Below are 15,405 nucleotides of genomic sequence, written 5' to 3'. Positions count from 1 at the left end.
GTACTCATGCCCTGCCCTCTTCCAGTATTTTGCCGACAATCCGTTCCGCCGCCTTGCCGCCGCCATACAACTCATGGCGGTCCTCGATCGTCCGCCCAAGGTGACGGCGGCCGGCGGACAGGATGCGCTCAGCATCGGCACCGACCAGTTCGTTGGCGCCCGCCTCGACCAGTTCCACCCACTCGGTCTGGTCGCGCATGGTGACGCAGGCCTTGCCGAAGAAGAAGGCTTCCTTCTGCACGCCGCCGCTGTCGGTCAAGACAAGACCGCAGTGATCGAGCAGCCAGAGCATCTCGAAGTAACCCACCGGATCGATGACATGGGGTTCGAGCGTCAGCCCTTCCCGGTCTATCGCCGCCCGAGTGCGCGGGTGCAGCGGCAGAATGACGGGGGCAATCTCGCGGTGAATCTGATTAAGCGCCTCGACGATGCCGGCTAGGCGCAGGGGATCATCCGTGTTCTCCGCTCGGTGAAGCGTCGCAAGGATAAAACCCGCGCCCCCAGCCCCGTTTTTCCGTGACTGTCCGTGACCGTCCGTGGCAAATATCTCGGCAGGCAAGCCTTCCGGCGCGACGGCATGCCGCGCGAAGAACAACGCGGCATCCTGCATAACGTCACCTACCTGCAACACCTGCACCGGCTTGTTGTCAAAGCCTTCGGCTTCCAGGTTGCGCAATGCAGTGTCCGTGGGGCAAAACAACAGGTCACTGATCTGGTCGGTGAGGATGCGATTTAACTCTTCGGGCATGGCCATGTTGAAACTGCGCAGGCCGGCCTCGACATGGGCCACCCGCACGTGCAGTTTCGCGGCGGCCAACGCACCGGCCAGGGTGGAGTTGGTATCGCCGTAAACCATGACCCGGTCAGGCTTCTCACGCAGGATTATCTGTTCGATTTCAGAGAGCATCCGACCGGTCATCGCCCCGTGCGAACCACCGTGGATATCCAGTTGCACATCTGGACGCGGGATGCCGAGCTGGTCGAAGAACACCTCCGACATGTTGGCATCAAAGTGCTGCCCTGTATGCAGGAGAATCTCCTCGATGCCCTCGGTGGCTTGAATGGCGCGAGAAACCACGCTCGCCTTGATGAACTGCGGGCGGGCACCGATGATCGTAAGAATTCGTTGCATAGGTTTGGTTAATCCAATTGGCCACGGACGGGCACGGAAAGCACGGAATATTGATGGCCCGCGCAAAGTCGCCAGGGCACAAAGGATGCAGAGCTCCATTGCCCTGTTTCAATCTTTGCGGCTTGGCGCCTTAGCGAGAGTCCCTTTTCAGTGCTTTCCATGTCTGTCCGTGGCAAATATCACTTCGCGAGAAGTTGTTTATAGAAGTTGATGAGCGTCTCCGACTCGCGCTCCCAGTTATAAGTTGACTCGACCGCCTTGCGGCCGCGCCGCCCCATCGCTTCGGCTTCTTCGGGATGCATAAGGATCCAATCGATGGCCTCGGCGATGGCTTGCGGATCGAGCGGATCGACCAGCAGCCCGCAACGCGCCCCGTCGATGATCTTGCGCCACAGTGGAAAGTCCGAGGCAATCACCGGCAAGGCCGCGGCCATATATTCAAACATCTTGTTGGGTTGGGCATCCATGTGATTAGGGGCCGGGTGAAACAGCACCAACCCAGCCCGCACATTCCCAAGTAATTCCGCCACGGTAATGCGATCCACCCAGCCATGCGCCACCACACGCGACCAGCCCGGCAAGGCACTGACCTCATTCTCCCGGCCAACGGGCGTGAACGTCCCGCCCAGTTGCAGGCGGACCTGATCGTTCGTCACGCGTTCGAGAGCGTCAACCATCTCCACGGCACCCCGAGCCGCCGTGATGCCACCAACATAAACCACATGAAGCGGGCGCTCAGAAAACGGTGTCGACTCCGGAAGCACCAATTCGCCCAGGATCGGGAAATTCTGCACGGTGACCGTCTTCTTGGAGGGGAACCGAGCCGATATGGTCGGCGTGGCCGTCACCACACCATCGAACACCCGTGCCGCGACCCACTCGACACCCTCAACCAATCCAGCCACCGGGCGGCGCAGCCAGGGGCTGATCCAGTGCTTTCCCAGGATCTGACGCGGCACATCTTCGTGAACGTCGTAGACCACCTTGATACCGGAGAATTTCAGCGCCAGCCCCACCGGGATCAATTCCGGGTCATGAAAATGCGCCACGGACGGCCGTGCCCGGCGCACCGCACGGTACATCCGCCAAGCACCCTTGGTCATCCGGGCCAAGCGGCCACCAGACGGCAACCCCGTATCCATCACCTCGATACCATGGGCCTCGTCCCGCTCGTTACCTTTTCCGTCCTGTACGTAGAGCGCTACCCGCTCATCAAAGGCCCCAGCCAACGAGGCGACCTGTTTGACGCGGATGCGAGTGTCGGTTCGGGCATGAACTGTGCTGAAATGAATAATCATTTAACCAAGACCACGCAAAAAAACATAAAACCCACCGCCCATCCTTTTTAAGAAAAGAAATATTACTTCTAGCGAAATTCTCGACCAAACCTCAAAAAACCCCAACACAAATAAGAAACCAACAAAATAAATAAAAAAGGGCCGACTCCCCAAAGAAAATTAACGATCATAGTCGAGTCCACTTTTGGATACATAAAGACAAATCTGGTCAAAAATATAGCGTAAATAATATACAAGAGAGCCGAACCAGAGGCCAAGACATGCCTATAAATTTTTGCCAAAACAAACCCAACAAAGACAAAGAACAGTGGCGAAAACATACCAAAATTGTAATACGTTTCTCCAACAGCTCCCGGCGTAGGGGGGCCCGACCGATCAGGGAAGTATAGTTCTTTTATTTGCAGCCCAACCGACGAAGGTTCAAACCCAAACAAACCAGAAAACATATTTCTAAAGCCATCAAGGTACGTTAATCCATAAACCCCTGACCCATGAGGCCAGCCATGCGTTATAATGACCAGTTGCTGCAGGTCCGGAACATTCCCACCGGCAACCAAGGATCCCAAAACGGACGAGACAAGACCACCATCAAACAAGTCAAACTCTTTCCCAATAAAAGAGTAATTACTATAAATCCTCAAAACATAGGCCACTATGGCTAATACAACCACGCCTAATAACAAATATACAATCCGTGCTCTTAGCACTGGACGAAAAACCCCTAACGCGACCAATAATGACATAAGAAAGGTGGCCGACAGCATAACTCGCCCTTGCGTTAAGTTGATCAACACTCCGACCAGGGACAACAACCAAAACAAAACACCCGGGCTTTCATCCTTAAGTAGAAACACATACAGCCATAAAAAAATACCAGCGTAATAGAAGTGGTACGGAAGAGTCGAAATGCCATACTCAGCAACCCTATGTGGAAACACCTGAAATTCTTTTATAAATTGCCATAATCCGTCGGATACCGTATATGCAATATACACCCACCAAACCAATCCAATGAAAAGGCTAATAAACACAATTGGTTTATATACTGACAAAAGCCACTTACCCTTTTGCCCAGCCGCGGCCTCCCGACTAGGCGGTTTTGCACGACAACCATGAATCCGAAACTCACCGAAAAGGTATCCAGCACCAAACCCTATAAAACATAATACGAGCAACAAGCTCACCGATGGAGCATACGACCAAAACTCAACCTCGGTCCCAGTTAAAATTGAAAACTTGCCGACACCACCGGCAATCGAGTAATAAATCGCTCCAACCGCGTAGCCAAGATATGACACCGAAAAAAACGTCAGGGGTGAAAATACCCAATCTAGACGTTGAGAAAATATAAAACCAAAGCCCAAGAGGACAAGAATTATGGCAAAACCAAACCAAGCGTGCTCGGACAAGTAGGGCACAAAACTCGCCAGCGCCACAAGGAGAAATAATTGAAGGCCAATAAACACAACTGGGTTGCGCATACCAAATGACCGGAAAGACAACAAATTGAATCCGCGCAGTTGCATTCTTCTCACATCATGAATCTAATAGAAAATATCACCGAACATACTCGGCCCACCTTTCAGCAGTTTCCCTCATGTACTGTTCGCCAAAAATGTCATAAAGCAAATTCAGCTGTTCGATATGAACGGCGTGGTAATAAGGAGAATAGTGCGGCGAACGTTTTTCTCCCGATTTTTTAAAAGGCAAGGTCATGAAAGATAGATCGTAGGAGCTAAATGCTCCCAAATCATAGAAACCAAGAATTTTCCGAAAACTTAAAAGGGAGTCCTCTAACACCCTGCGCGTTGCGTCCGATCGACCAATTGCTTCATTCCAATCATACAAACCAATAATTACGAACATATAACCATTCAATGTGTAGACAGGCGGATCGGCCGGATATTCCATAAAAAAGACGTCACCAGACCACGAACTCCTCAGTTCGCCTAAGTCCGTTTTCACGCCACCCTCATCGAAGGGGGTTGTGAGATAATTAAACGCAAGCTCACCACTTTCCAAATACTTCTCATCCTCTGTTAAGGCATACGCTCTCGCTAGCGCGCTAAGTGCTTGCCCCTGAGCCATAGCAGATGTCCAGCCAGGTTCGTAGTCTTCTTCATGCGCATACTTTCGAAAAACAAAGTTATATCGAAACGCACCGTTAGCGTCTTGTCTTGACACTAAACTATCGACGATATCAAGGAACTTGCTTGATACACCCCCCGGTCGACTATATTCCGCGAGAGCAAATTGAGCCGTTGTCACAGGGTTATAATGAAACTCTTCGCCATAACGAACCTCCGGAATACCCGATTTATCCAGTCGAATTCTTCCCTTCGACTCTTTGAAGTACCGACCATTCCCGTAATCCATGTATGGGCCGTTATACGAATACCCAGACTCAAAATCCTTCACATCCACGCCAAGCTCTCGGTATTCTGCGTTAGCGGTTTTAGCCAGCTCACGCCAGCCAAAATAGTTCGGAAAGTTCGACAGCTTGTCATGAAGCCAAAAATCAGAACCAACCAACGCCAGTATAAAAATCAAAAAAACAACGAATTTGATCACATCCTTGTCCTCGCAGCTTTATGTTTAAAAGTCATCTTGAAGAAAACAGACTGGAACATAGGGGTGATGGGCTGCTATTGATATCCAGTTGTCTTTTTGAAGCCAGCCACAAAAAAGTCTTCCAGTAAATCAATGAAATGCCGGTTGCCCACGCGGCGCCTTCCAAAGAAAAAGCCGGAATTAACACAAAATTCAGAGCAACGTTCAAAATGCTCGCGGATGCAACCGCCACCAAAACAACCCTATGGCTGCCCGTCATATTAAGCAAAACACCAACTGGCCCGACCCATGAGCTCACCAAATGCGACACCGAAAGAATCAAAAGCGGAATGTACGCAAACGAAAAATCGGAAGCGAATAACACCTCAAGTAATAATTCCCCAAAAATGACGAAGAATAAAAATGCAAACAACGCAAACACAAACGAAGCCAAACAAGTATATGAAACCAATTTCTGCAATTCGTACTTTTTATCACTTGCGTGCAGCTTAGAAAAATACGGCGCCACCACCATGCTCAAGGCATCCATAACAAAGGCAATGAGGACCGCCCCCTGTACGGCAATTTTATACACCCCAACTGCCGAGGATGTCGAAAACATGCCAAGCATGACAGAGTCTGTGTTCGCCATGATTAATGACGCACCTTCCGTAAGCGACAACGGGATCGCGGCATAAAGCCACGATCTCCAACTAGAATAGTCTGGCTTAGTCGATCTCACGGCATTAGGCGTATATCTGGACAGTAGAAACTGGCCGCTCACAAAGGCCACGGCAGCAGCTGTCACGCTCATCGCAATCGCCGCTTCAACACTACTCTCATAACCAAAAAGCACGGACAAAGCGACTAACACCAAAAACAAGCCCGGTCGAATTATTTGCTCTGGAAATTGCCCCAAATTAACCAGATGCAATCCGCGAAGCGCCCCTCCTCGAATATTTGAAAGGGGTACAAAAAACACTAACGGAAGGCTAACAAGAAACCCATAAAAAAGTTTATCATTGATAGATTCAACGAAGCCAACTGATATAGCGACCGCAACGAGGACAATGATAGATGATGAAGCTAAGCTTAGACGCGTCGACCAACGCCAAACACCTTTTATTGCAGACCAATCACGCGATACGAGTTCGGCAGAAGTCACCTTCATTACAAGATTTGAAAGGCCAAGCTGAGCAGGCATGCTTAAAAGCCCAATGAGCGCGATAATGAACACAAACACGCCGAAATCGCTTGCACCCAGAACATTAGCCAAAACCACAACGGTAACGAGCGATATAATCTTCGAAGAAAATTTTATTACAATGCTGCCTAGCCCCGCGCGAATTAAAAATCCTTGGCGAAGGGTACGTCCGATATTCCTGAGTTCATTCATGACGACTCGCCAGGCTTGGAGGTCAAAACCAGAAGGACTGATGGGCAGCCCAGCTTCACGTTGTGCGCCGCCCGATAACCTTTTCATATAGGTCTATCACATTGCTCACCACGGTCGTAGCCGAGTATTCGCTATATTTTGACTTAATTGGCTGTTTGGCAAGGCTTTCCGCTGTGCTAATCGCGCGCTCCAAACCTTGATCAGATTCCGACTCAAGCAAGGAGCCTTGGGTGATCGCCAACAGGTCGCGATAGGGCTTCAAGTCGCTTAACACCGGAACACTGCCAAACTGAATCGGCTCGATCACCCCGCCACCCAAGGCATCGCTGATCGGAACGTTCACATGAATATCAGTTTTACTGTACAGACAGCACAGCTCGCCATCATCCAATAAGCGATCGATATAAACAAAATTTGCGCCATTTGCGTTCTCAAAGAAAACCTTCTCATCATAAGGCTTCGAAAACGCTTTCAGCACCACACACACTCGGTCAGGATTGAGTTCGTTCCATTTTCTTATCAAATCTAAAACAAGCAACGGACGATATAACGAACGGAGTCCTCTCGGAAATAGTACGACACGGTCGTCCGGTTTCAGACCAGAACCGGTTAAACAATCATGAGATTCACCCGTTTGCACACTTTTTGCGTCACCACAAACGGGCGGAAGCCCCCAATAAAACGAAGTAAATTTTTCCTTTTTTGCAAAAACAGCCTGCCGCCTAGCTTCATCCAAAACATGCTGCGCCGATGAATGGATCTTAGATGCGCGCGACACCGACCAGGCATTAATCGCGCGCAGAACAAACCTGGCTACCGGATTTGATCTCTGCGCCACTCCTAAAACATCGCTACCCCATGCTGCTAACACAACCGGCACGGACCACTGGAAACTAGCCAGCAAACCATAATGGTTCACCCCGTGGGCATGGATAACATCGGGGGCCTCCTTTTTGACTATTCCGCGAATACCCCAAAAACGGAGATAATCTGAGAAACGCCCCCTTCCCCTTAAACGATAATCGGCCCCATCATCATAAGAGACGAGAACCACCTCGCAGCCCCGCTCTAGCAATCGCGCTTTAAGACGGCGGATCAAAGGGTTTTTTGCGGGTGCCAAGAGTAATATTTTCACGGATTATGAAATCGGATTTCGGTCACGTGAGGGTTGGAGAAATTGATTTTGATTCTGTTCATACTGCAAGGATGTTGGCGACTATCTTATCTTGGGCTTGATGCGGGAGATAGGGGTGAAGTGGTAGGCTGATTACGCGCGTCGCAGCCAAGTCTCCTTCAGGCAACGATGTGGCGTCGTCACTTACCGCCGGCTGCTTGTTCAGGGGGATCGGGTAGTGCACGGCGGTGGGAATCCCGGCGTCCTTGAGCGCTCCCTGAACTGCCTCGCGATCGTTCACGCGGATGGTGTACTGCGCCCAGGCGCTGATGTTGTGCTCCTTGACGACAGGGGTTTTGCCACGGAAATCACGGATGGTCTCGGACGGGGTTTGTGTCAGCGGGTGTCCGTGGATGTCCGTGGCAGATAAGAGGCTGTTGTATCGATCCGCAACCTCGTTTCGGCGGGCAAGCTCCTCTTCAAGGATTTCCAGTTTGGGCAGCAGAATGGCGGCTTGAAGAGTGTCCAGGCGGCTATTCACACCCACGCGCAGGTGGTGGTAGCGGCGGTCCTGGCCGTGGCGGGCGATCTGGCGCAGCTTCGTGGCCAGTTCTTCGTCGTTCGTAAACAGCGCGCCGCCGTCGCCGTACGCGCCCAGGGGCTTGCTGGGGAAGAAGCTGGTGGTGCCGATGGTGGTGAGGTTGCAGGATCGTTTGCCCTTGTAGGTGGCACCAAAACTCTGCGCGCCGTCCTCGATCACCGGGATGCCGTGCTTTTCCGCAATCGCATTGATTTCATCGAAGTCGGCACACTGGCCATATAGAGAAACGGGGATGATTGCGCGTGTCTTCGACGTAATCGCGGCTTCAATCTTTGCCGAATCCATGTTGTAGGTAACCGGATCGATGTCGACATAGACCGGTCTCGCACCCAGTACGGCGGGTGTTTCCGCGGTCGCGATGTAGGAGAAGCCCGGGACGATCACCTCGTCACCAGGACCGACGCCGACGGCCATTTGGGCAATCTGCAGGGCGTCCGTACCGTTGGCGCAGGAAATGCAGTACTTCGCGCCGGTGAAGTCGGCGAGTTTTTCTTCCAACTCGGCCACTTCCGGGCCGAGAATGTACTTGCCGTGGGCAAGCACTCGCTGAATGTTCGCGTCGATTTTGTCCTTGATGCGCGCCTGCTGCGCGGCGAGGTCGATGAACTGCATGTTTGACTCTTCAATTTGTGTGGCCACGGGTGGTCACGGAAAACTCGGATTGGGTTGCCACGGACGGACACGGAAAGCGCGGAATGTAGGGATTTTACTGTGAAAGCCGGGAAGGCTTTAAAACCGTCAGTGCTTTCCGTGTTTTCCGTGGCTATCCCTCTTTACTAACCATTCCGTGGCTCAAGCGGTAAATGTCACCAGTATGCGGGCATGTTGTCTGGCCCTCGCCTTCTAAGGGCAGGTCGAGGCGTTCGCCGTGTTCGCTCATCCAGCCGATCTGTTTGGCCGGCACGCCGACCATGAGGGCATAGTCGGGTACGTCGCGGTTGATGACGGCGCCGGCGCCGATGAAGGCGTGGTGGCCGACGGTGACGCCGCAGACGATGGTGCAGTTCGCGCCCAGGGTTGCGCCCTGCTTGACGAGCGTCGGGCGGTATTCGTCTTTGCGCGGTACAGCCGATCGCGGGTTGTAGACGTTGGTGAACACCATGCTCGGGCCGCAGAAGACATCGTCTTCAAGAGTGACGTCGTCGTAGACCGAGACATTGTTCTGCACCTTGACGTTGTCGCCGATCACCACGCGGTTGCCGACGAAGACGTTCTGGCCGAACGAGCACTTCTCGCCAATGCGGGCACCGCCTGAGACGTGTACCCAGTGCCAGATGCGGGTGTCGGCGCCGATCTGGGCGCCTTCGTCGACGATGGCTGTTTCGTGTACTTGGTAATTCATAAGTCTCTTTTTTGTTTGCCACGGACTGTCACGGAAAAACGCGGACGTAAGAAGCTTGAAGGGCTCAGAACCGCGTCTTTCAACCGTCTGTGCTTTCCGTGTTTTCCGTGGCTACCCTCTTTACTAACTGCTGCGTTGCCACGGACTGTCACGGAAAGCACGGACGGTCAGCGGATAAGGCGTTTCACCTGGGCCTTGGGGTGGGTGAAATTCACCAAAAGCCCTAGCCGATACCCGGTTGCCTTCAAGTAGTGCAGCAACTGGGCTTCATGTTCCGGTACCAAGGCCCGCACTGCCTTCAGTTCAATGACCAGTTGGTCCTCAACGAGGAGGTCGAGCACATGCTGACCTACGGCCACCTGCTTGTAGTACGTGGTCACGGGCATCTGTCGTTCGACGCCTAGACCGCGAACTGTCCGCTCGTGCGCCAGAGATTTCTCGTATACGGATTCGAGAAATCCGGCGCCCAACTCCCGCGACACCTCGAATATCGCCCCTCTCACCGCGTAGGTGAGATCTTCACATTCCAACATTTCCTTGTCCGTGCTTTCCGTGGCCGTCCGTGGCCAATGAATCAATACTCCAAAGGCAGGGAGATGGTCTTCCGGTCGCGGGCGGAGAGGTAGGCGGCGATGAGAAGTTCGAGAGACTTGAGGCCTTCGCGGCCGTCGGTTTCCGGTTCGGCGTCACCGCGCAGGGTGTCGACGACGTTCTTGTAGTAGAGCGGGTGACCGAAGCCATAGACGGAGGTGGTTTCGTAGTTGGCCTTGACGACGTCCTCGTCGTAGTCGCGCGGTTCGTCGAATTCCCAGTGCTCGATTTCGTTTACCGCGACGCCGCCGACTTTTACGGTGCCTTTTTCACCCAGGATAGTGATCGAACCCTCGAGGTTCTTCGGGTAGGTCAACATGGTCACGGACATGGAACCCAGAGCACCGGTGCGCCAGCGGACGTTGAGCACGCCGGAGTCTTCGACCTCGATATCGCGACCCAGCGTGCCGGTCATGGCCTGCACGTCGGCGATGGGGCCGATCAGCCAGTCGAACAGGTCGACATAGTGGCTGGCCTGGTTCATGAAGGCACCGCCGTCCAGTTCCCAGGTGCCGCGCCACTTGCTGGCGTCGTAGTATTCCTGCGGACGGGTCCAGAAGACATTCAGGTGGACCATGTTGATGCGACCGAAGCGCTTTTCCTGCACGGCGCGCTTGAGTAGTTGCAGTGTGCTGTTGCGGCGATTCTGCTTGACCACGAACAGGCGTACTCGGGCATCGTCGCAGGCCTTGACCATGCGCATGCCATCCGACCAGCGGGTGGCCATGGGCTTTTCGGTCATCACGTTGACCTTGTAGCGCGCGGCCAGTTCCGCCTGGTCCGGATGGATACCGCTGGGGGTGCACAGCGCCACCAGGTCGATGTTTTCCGACTCGAGCATGGTTTCCATGTTGTCGTAGCCCGGCACGCCGTACTTTTCGGCGTGCTCATCCAGCGTGGGCTTATCGGTGTCGCAGACCGCGGCCAGTTCGAGATTGTCGGCGTGTTTTTCGATTGAGCCGAAATGGTTGCGGGAAATGCGGCCGCAGCCGACCACGGCGATGCGAATCTTGCGATCCTTGATTGTTGGAAACATGCAGTCTTGTCTTTTGTTGGTTGGTTCTAGAAGTGAATTTTGCTTTTCATCCGCCCTATCGGGGGGACTGTCAGTTCAAGCACGACTCGCGGGTTTTGTGTAAAACCGATGGCATCGCGCCTGAAGGCGCTCTTACGCACAAATAGACCGTAGGATCGGCTTTAGCCGCGAGACCCACCGCCGGGGTGCATGGCAAGCGGAGTTGCACTCCGCGTATCGGCGAGTGCAACTCGCCGCTCCAAGCGAGGTTACAGGCGCCCGTCGACTTCGTCGCGTCCAAGTACGTGCTTGATGTCGTAGACCAGCCCCCCATCGCGGGCCAGGGATCGGATGCCTTGTGCTCCCAGTTGCACGAATTGGTTATGCGACACGGCGATCACAACGGCGTCGTAGTGCCCTTGCGCCGGCTGCTCGACCAAGGAGATACCGTATTCATCGCAGGCCTGGGCAGGATCTGCCCACGGATCATGGACCTCGACGTTGACGTTGTAGTCACGCAGTTCGTTGATGACGTCGACCACGCGGGTGTTGCGCAGGTCCGGGCAGTTTTCCTTGAAGGTCAGGCCGAGGATGAGCACCTTGGAGTCGACGACCTGCACCCGGCGCCGGGTCATCAGCTGCACGATCTGGGCGGCGACGTATTCGCCCATGCCATCGTTGGTACGGCGGCCAGCGAGGATCATCTCGGGGTGGTAGCCGATTTCCTGGGCCTTCTGGGTGAGGTAGTACGGATCGACACCGATGCAGTGGCCACCCACCAGGCCCGGCTTGAACGGCAGGAAGTTCCACTTGGTGGCGGCGGCTTCGAGCACGGCCTGGGTATCCACGCCCATCTTGTTGAACAGCATGGCCAGTTCGTTGACCAGGGCGATGTTCACGTCCCGCTGGGTGTTCTCGATCACCTTCGCGGCCTCGGCGACGCGAATGGCCGGGGCAAGGTGCGTGCCGGCGTGAATAACGCGCCGATAGAGCGAATCGATGAACTCGGCGGCCTCGGGCGTGGAGCCGGCGGTAACCTTCATGATGTCAGAGACGCGGTGTTCCTTGTCGCCGGGGTTGATACGCTCGGGGCTGTAGCCGGCGAAGAAGTCTACGTTGAAGGTCAGGCCGCTGGTCTGCTCCAGGACCGGTACGCAGTCGTCTTCCGTCGCGCCGGGGTAGACAGTGGATTCGTAGATCACCACGTCACCCTTTTTCAGCACCTGCCCGACCGTCGTGGAGGCGCCGATCAGCGGGCTGAGGTCCGGGCGCTTGTAGCGGTCGATCGGCGTGGGGACGGTGACGATGAAGACATTGCAATCGGCGATATCTTCGAGGCGATCGGTGAAGGAAAGCTGGGTCGCCTCGGCCAGTTCATCCGGCTCGACCTCTCGGGTGTGGTCGATACCGTCCTTGAGCTCGGCGATGCGCTTGGCGTTGATGTCGAATCCGACCACCGGCTGGACGCGACCGAAGGCGACCGCGAGCGGCAGGCCGACGTAGCCCAGGCCGATCATGGCGATGCGGGTTTCCTGGGGCGCGGCAAAGGTGGATTGCGTCATGTCGAGATCAGTCTTCCGTGGATTCGGTTTCGTGCAGGCGCTCGCGCGCCGCGGCGACAAAGCCCACCATCAGGGCAGCGAACAGACCGGCGAACAGGCCGAGGATGGCGCCGAGGGCAACGATCAAGGTGCTCGATGTTCCCCCATCGAGTTCACGTTGCTGACCCAGCTCCACCAGGCGACCGGTGCTCAAAGACGATTTCTTCAACTCGGCCTGCAATAATTCTCGCTTTACTTCCGCTATTTCCAGCGAGATTTCAGAAAGGTCACCATCGGTCTTTGAAAGGGAATCGGCTAGCGACTCAGCGTCCGCCAGACGGGTCTCTAGCATCTCGATGCGCTGATCGAGCTTTGCACGCAGATCATCCACTTCGGACTCGGCCAGCTTCTCGATTCGCCCCATGATCGCCTTATGCAGGTCAGTGATGCGTTCCGACTGTGTCTCGGTGGCCTCGGTCTCAATCACGATCAACGACGTGTCCTCGGGCTGTTGGAGGGCTACTTCCAGTTTTTGGAAATCTTTGCCGGTATCCGCCTCGCGATCCTGCTTCAAGGCCTGCGGCACGAAAACCCGCTGGCTCAGTTCCATCACCGCACTCGGTGCAACGACGGGCTTTTCATCACCACCATCAACTGAAACTTTCGGCAGGCTATAGATCGAGGCAAATGATGTGGCCTTGGATGCATCACCCCGCCCGAAAGCAAATGTGGCCGCCATCGCGGTAATCACCACCGCCACGATGATCACTACCCATTTGCGCCGCCAGAGCGCGACGGCGAGGTCGATCAGATCGATCTCGTCATCGAATCGCGGCGGATTGGGTGTGGCTGGCTGACTGGGCCGGATTTCGTTCATCCAGAGGTTCCTTGCTTGGCGCTTGAGTCTTATTCCACGGTGACCGATTTGGCCAGGTTGCGCGGCTGGTCCACGTCGGTGCCCTTGAGCACGGCGACGTGGTAGGCCAGCAACTGCAGCGGGATATTGAAAATAATCGGGGCGCTGATTCTACCCACATTCGATGTGACCGGCAGCACATGGGTGAAGTCTGCCGAGTGCAGTCCGGCGCGCTCATCGGCGAAAACGAACAGCTCCGCCCCGCGCGCAGTGACCTCGGCGATATTGGACTTCAACTTGTCGAGAAGTTCGTTCTGCGGCGCGATGGTGATCACCGGCATGGTCTCGTCGATCAACGCGAGCGGCCCGTGCTTGAGCTCACCGGCCGGGTACGCTTCGGCGTGGATGTAGCTGATTTCCTTGAGCTTGAGCGCACCCTCCATCGCGATCGGGTACATGGGCCCGCGGCCCAGAAACAGGGCGTGTTCCTTTTCCACCAGCAGTTCGGCCAGCTCACGCACGCGGTCGCCGTGGTCCAGCGCGTCCTGGATGCGGCCAGGGACTTTTTCCAGGCCGGCGACGATGCGCTCTTCTTCAGCCTCTTCCATGCGCCCACTGGCACGGCCCACGGCGAGCAGCAGCAGGGCCAGCGAGACAAGCTGGGTGGAGAAGGCCTTGGTGGAGGCCACCGAGATTTCCGGGCCGGCGCGGGTCATCAGCACCAGATCCGACTCGCGCACCAGCGAGGATTCGGGGGCATTGCAAATGGCAAGCACTGGGCGCTCTGGATCCTCGCGCTTGAGCATGCGGATGGCGGCGAGTGTGTCGGCGGTCTCGCCGGACTGCGACAGGGCGACGACCAGCGTATTGGGACTGATCACCGGATTACGGTAGTGGAACTCGGAGGCCACCTCGACGGCGCAGGGCACGCGCAGGATGTCCTCGAACCAGTAGCGGGCGACCATGCCGGCGTGATAGCTGGTGCCGCAGGCGATGATCTGCACGCGCTCGACGGAAGCGAAGATCGCATCGGCGCCCACGCCGAACGCCGCCGGCAGAATGTGACCGTGAGCGATGCGTCCTTCCAGCGTGTCGGCGATGGCCTGCGGCTGCTCGTGGATCTCCTTGAGCATGAAGTGGCGGAAGCGACCCCGATCGGCGCTTTCCGCGCGCTGGGCGGACTGGCGCACGGGGCGCTCGACCGGCTGGCCGGCCGTGTCGGTGATGGCTACCGACTCCCGGGTGAGCACCGCGCGGTCGCCCTCCTCCAGGTAGATGAACGATTGCGTGACCGGCAGCAGGGCCAGGGCATCGGAGGCGGCAAAGTACTCGCCAATGCCCACACCGATCACCAAGGGGCTGCCCTGACGGGCGACGAACAGTGTCTCGGGGGCGTCAGCGACGATCACCGCCAGCGCGAAGGCGCCCTGTAGACGATCGACCGCTGCATCGAATGCCGCTTTCGGCGAAAGCCCCAACTCGAGCTGGTGGTGGATCAGGTGCGCGATGACCTCGGTGTCGGTGTCCGAGGCGAAGGCACAACCGGCCTCGACCAGTTCAGCCTTGAGCGTGGCGAAGTTCTCGATGATGCCGTTGTGCACCACGGCAACACGGCCGTACTCGCCGTTCGGGGCCAAATGCGGGTGCGCATTGCGCTCGACCGGCACACCGTGGGTTGCCCAGCGTGTGTGGGCAATGCCGAGCTGCCCGGTGATCGGCATGGCTTCCAGCTTCTCGGCAAGGGCGGCAACCTTGCCCACCGCGCGCGCCGAGGCCAACCCCTGCTCCTCGTCAAGCAAGGCCACCCCGGCCGAGTCATAGCCGCGGTATTCCAGACGACGCAACCCCTCCAGGAGGATGGGCCCCACCTGCCGTTCGGCTACCGCTGCGACGATTCCGCACATGAATCCGTTTCCCGTTTAACTCGGAATTGAATAGCGCGGGATTGTATCTCAATGAGGTGGGTTAC

At 55.8% G+C, this 15,405-nt stretch carries 13 protein-coding genes; all 13 read right to left on the bottom strand.

What is annotated here, in order from left to right:
• Nucleotides 1-4: 4 nt before the first annotated feature.
• The 13 genes from wecB to glmS all read right to left on the bottom strand — a co-directional run bounded on the left by wecB (nucleotide 5) and on the right by glmS (nucleotide 15,340).
• Complete coding sequence (wecB, locus tag SR882_RS05590; RefSeq protein WP_322522347.1) at nucleotides 5-1,132, bottom strand: non-hydrolyzing UDP-N-acetylglucosamine 2-epimerase; 1,128 nt, start codon at nucleotides 1,130-1,132, stop codon at nucleotides 5-7.
• 179 nt (nucleotides 1,133-1,311) lie between these two features.
• The gene (locus SR882_RS05585) at nucleotides 1,312-2,430 is read right to left on the bottom strand and encodes a glycosyltransferase family 4 protein (protein ID WP_322522346.1); all 1,119 of its coding nucleotides are present in this window, start codon (nucleotides 2,428-2,430) and stop codon (nucleotides 1,312-1,314) included.
• 68 nt (nucleotides 2,431-2,498) lie between these two features.
• Nucleotides 2,499-3,956 carry a hypothetical protein gene (locus SR882_RS05580; RefSeq protein WP_322522345.1) on the bottom strand — a complete coding sequence of 486 codons (1,458 nt, stop codon included), beginning with the start codon at nucleotides 3,954-3,956 and terminating at the stop codon, nucleotides 2,499-2,501.
• A gap of 31 nt (nucleotides 3,957-3,987) precedes the next feature.
• On the bottom strand, nucleotides 3,988-5,001 hold the full coding sequence (locus SR882_RS05575) for a D-glucuronyl C5-epimerase family protein (protein ID WP_322522344.1): 1,014 nt from the start codon (nucleotides 4,999-5,001) through the stop codon (nucleotides 3,988-3,990).
• Nucleotides 5,002-5,032: 31 nt separating this feature from the next.
• The gene (locus tag SR882_RS05570; protein ID WP_322522343.1) at nucleotides 5,033-6,463 is read right to left on the bottom strand and encodes a flippase; all 1,431 of its coding nucleotides are present in this window, start codon (nucleotides 6,461-6,463) and stop codon (nucleotides 5,033-5,035) included.
• Complete coding sequence (locus SR882_RS05565; RefSeq protein WP_322522342.1) at nucleotides 6,432-7,511, bottom strand: glycosyltransferase; 1,080 nt, start codon at nucleotides 7,509-7,511, stop codon at nucleotides 6,432-6,434. Before SR882_RS05565 ends, SR882_RS05570 begins: the two co-directional genes overlap by 32 nt.
• A gap of 58 nt (nucleotides 7,512-7,569) precedes the next feature.
• On the bottom strand, nucleotides 7,570-8,703 hold the full coding sequence (locus SR882_RS05560) for a DegT/DnrJ/EryC1/StrS family aminotransferase (protein WP_322522341.1): 1,134 nt from the start codon (nucleotides 8,701-8,703) through the stop codon (nucleotides 7,570-7,572).
• A 151-nt stretch (nucleotides 8,704-8,854) separates the two neighbouring features.
• Nucleotides 8,855-9,433 (bottom strand): acyltransferase, encoded by a 579-nt coding sequence (locus SR882_RS05555; protein ID WP_322522340.1) that lies wholly within the window; start codon nucleotides 9,431-9,433, stop codon nucleotides 8,855-8,857.
• A gap of 167 nt (nucleotides 9,434-9,600) precedes the next feature.
• On the bottom strand, nucleotides 9,601-9,966 hold the full coding sequence (locus SR882_RS05550; protein ID WP_322522339.1) for a GxxExxY protein: 366 nt from the start codon (nucleotides 9,964-9,966) through the stop codon (nucleotides 9,601-9,603).
• A gap of 41 nt (nucleotides 9,967-10,007) precedes the next feature.
• Nucleotides 10,008-11,060, bottom strand: coding sequence for a Gfo/Idh/MocA family protein (locus SR882_RS05545; RefSeq protein WP_322522338.1), 1,053 nt, complete (start codon nucleotides 11,058-11,060; stop codon nucleotides 10,008-10,010).
• Nucleotides 11,061-11,308: 248 nt separating this feature from the next.
• Entirely contained in the window at nucleotides 11,309-12,601 is a 1,293-nt protein-coding gene (gene tviB / locus SR882_RS05540; protein WP_322522337.1) for a Vi polysaccharide biosynthesis UDP-N-acetylglucosamine C-6 dehydrogenase TviB, read from the bottom strand.
• Between the two features lie 7 nt (nucleotides 12,602-12,608).
• Nucleotides 12,609-13,457 (bottom strand): Wzz/FepE/Etk N-terminal domain-containing protein, encoded by an 849-nt coding sequence (locus SR882_RS05535; RefSeq protein WP_322522336.1) that lies wholly within the window; start codon nucleotides 13,455-13,457, stop codon nucleotides 12,609-12,611.
• A gap of 29 nt (nucleotides 13,458-13,486) precedes the next feature.
• A complete protein-coding gene (gene glmS / locus SR882_RS05530) occupies nucleotides 13,487-15,340 on the bottom strand; it encodes a glutamine--fructose-6-phosphate transaminase (isomerizing) (RefSeq protein WP_322522335.1) in 1,854 nt (617 codons plus the stop codon).
• Nucleotides 15,341-15,405: the final 65 nt, after the last annotated feature.

Origin of the sequence: Guyparkeria halophila (genome assembly GCF_034479635.1) — a bacterium.
Taxonomy (GTDB): Bacteria; Pseudomonadota; Gammaproteobacteria; order Halothiobacillales; family Halothiobacillaceae; genus Guyparkeria; species Guyparkeria halophila.
The sequence above is the reverse complement of the archived record's forward strand: the minus strand, read 5'-3'. Positions and strand labels throughout refer to the sequence as shown.

What these genes read in the sequence shown, in the direction of transcription:
- wecB (WP_322522347.1), bottom strand. Translation starts at nt 1,132, where the DNA reads ATGCAACGAATTCTTACGATCATCGGTGCCCGCCCGCAGTTCATCAAG.
- SR882_RS05585 (WP_322522346.1), bottom strand. Translation starts at nt 2,430, where the DNA reads ATGATTATTCATTTCAGCACAGTTCATGCCCGAACCGACACTCGCATC.
- SR882_RS05580 (WP_322522345.1), bottom strand. Translation starts at nt 3,956, where the DNA reads ATGCAACTGCGCGGATTCAATTTGTTGTCTTTCCGGTCATTTGGTATG.
- SR882_RS05570 (WP_322522343.1), bottom strand. Translation starts at nt 6,463, where the DNA reads ATGAAAAGGTTATCGGGCGGCGCACAACGTGAAGCTGGGCTGCCCATC.
- SR882_RS05560 (WP_322522341.1), bottom strand. Translation starts at nt 8,703, where the DNA reads ATGCAGTTCATCGACCTCGCCGCGCAGCAGGCGCGCATCAAGGACAAA.
- SR882_RS05555 (WP_322522340.1), bottom strand. Translation starts at nt 9,433, where the DNA reads ATGAATTACCAAGTACACGAAACAGCCATCGTCGACGAAGGCGCCCAG.
- SR882_RS05550 (WP_322522339.1), bottom strand. Translation starts at nt 9,966, where the DNA reads ATGTTGGAATGTGAAGATCTCACCTACGCGGTGAGAGGGGCGATATTC.
- SR882_RS05545 (WP_322522338.1), bottom strand. Translation starts at nt 11,060, where the DNA reads ATGTTTCCAACAATCAAGGATCGCAAGATTCGCATCGCCGTGGTCGGC.
- tviB (WP_322522337.1), bottom strand. Translation starts at nt 12,601, where the DNA reads ATGACGCAATCCACCTTTGCCGCGCCCCAGGAAACCCGCATCGCCATG.
- SR882_RS05535 (WP_322522336.1), bottom strand. Translation starts at nt 13,457, where the DNA reads ATGAACGAAATCCGGCCCAGTCAGCCAGCCACACCCAATCCGCCGCGA.
- glmS (WP_322522335.1), bottom strand. Translation starts at nt 15,340, where the DNA reads ATGTGCGGAATCGTCGCAGCGGTAGCCGAACGGCAGGTGGGGCCCATC.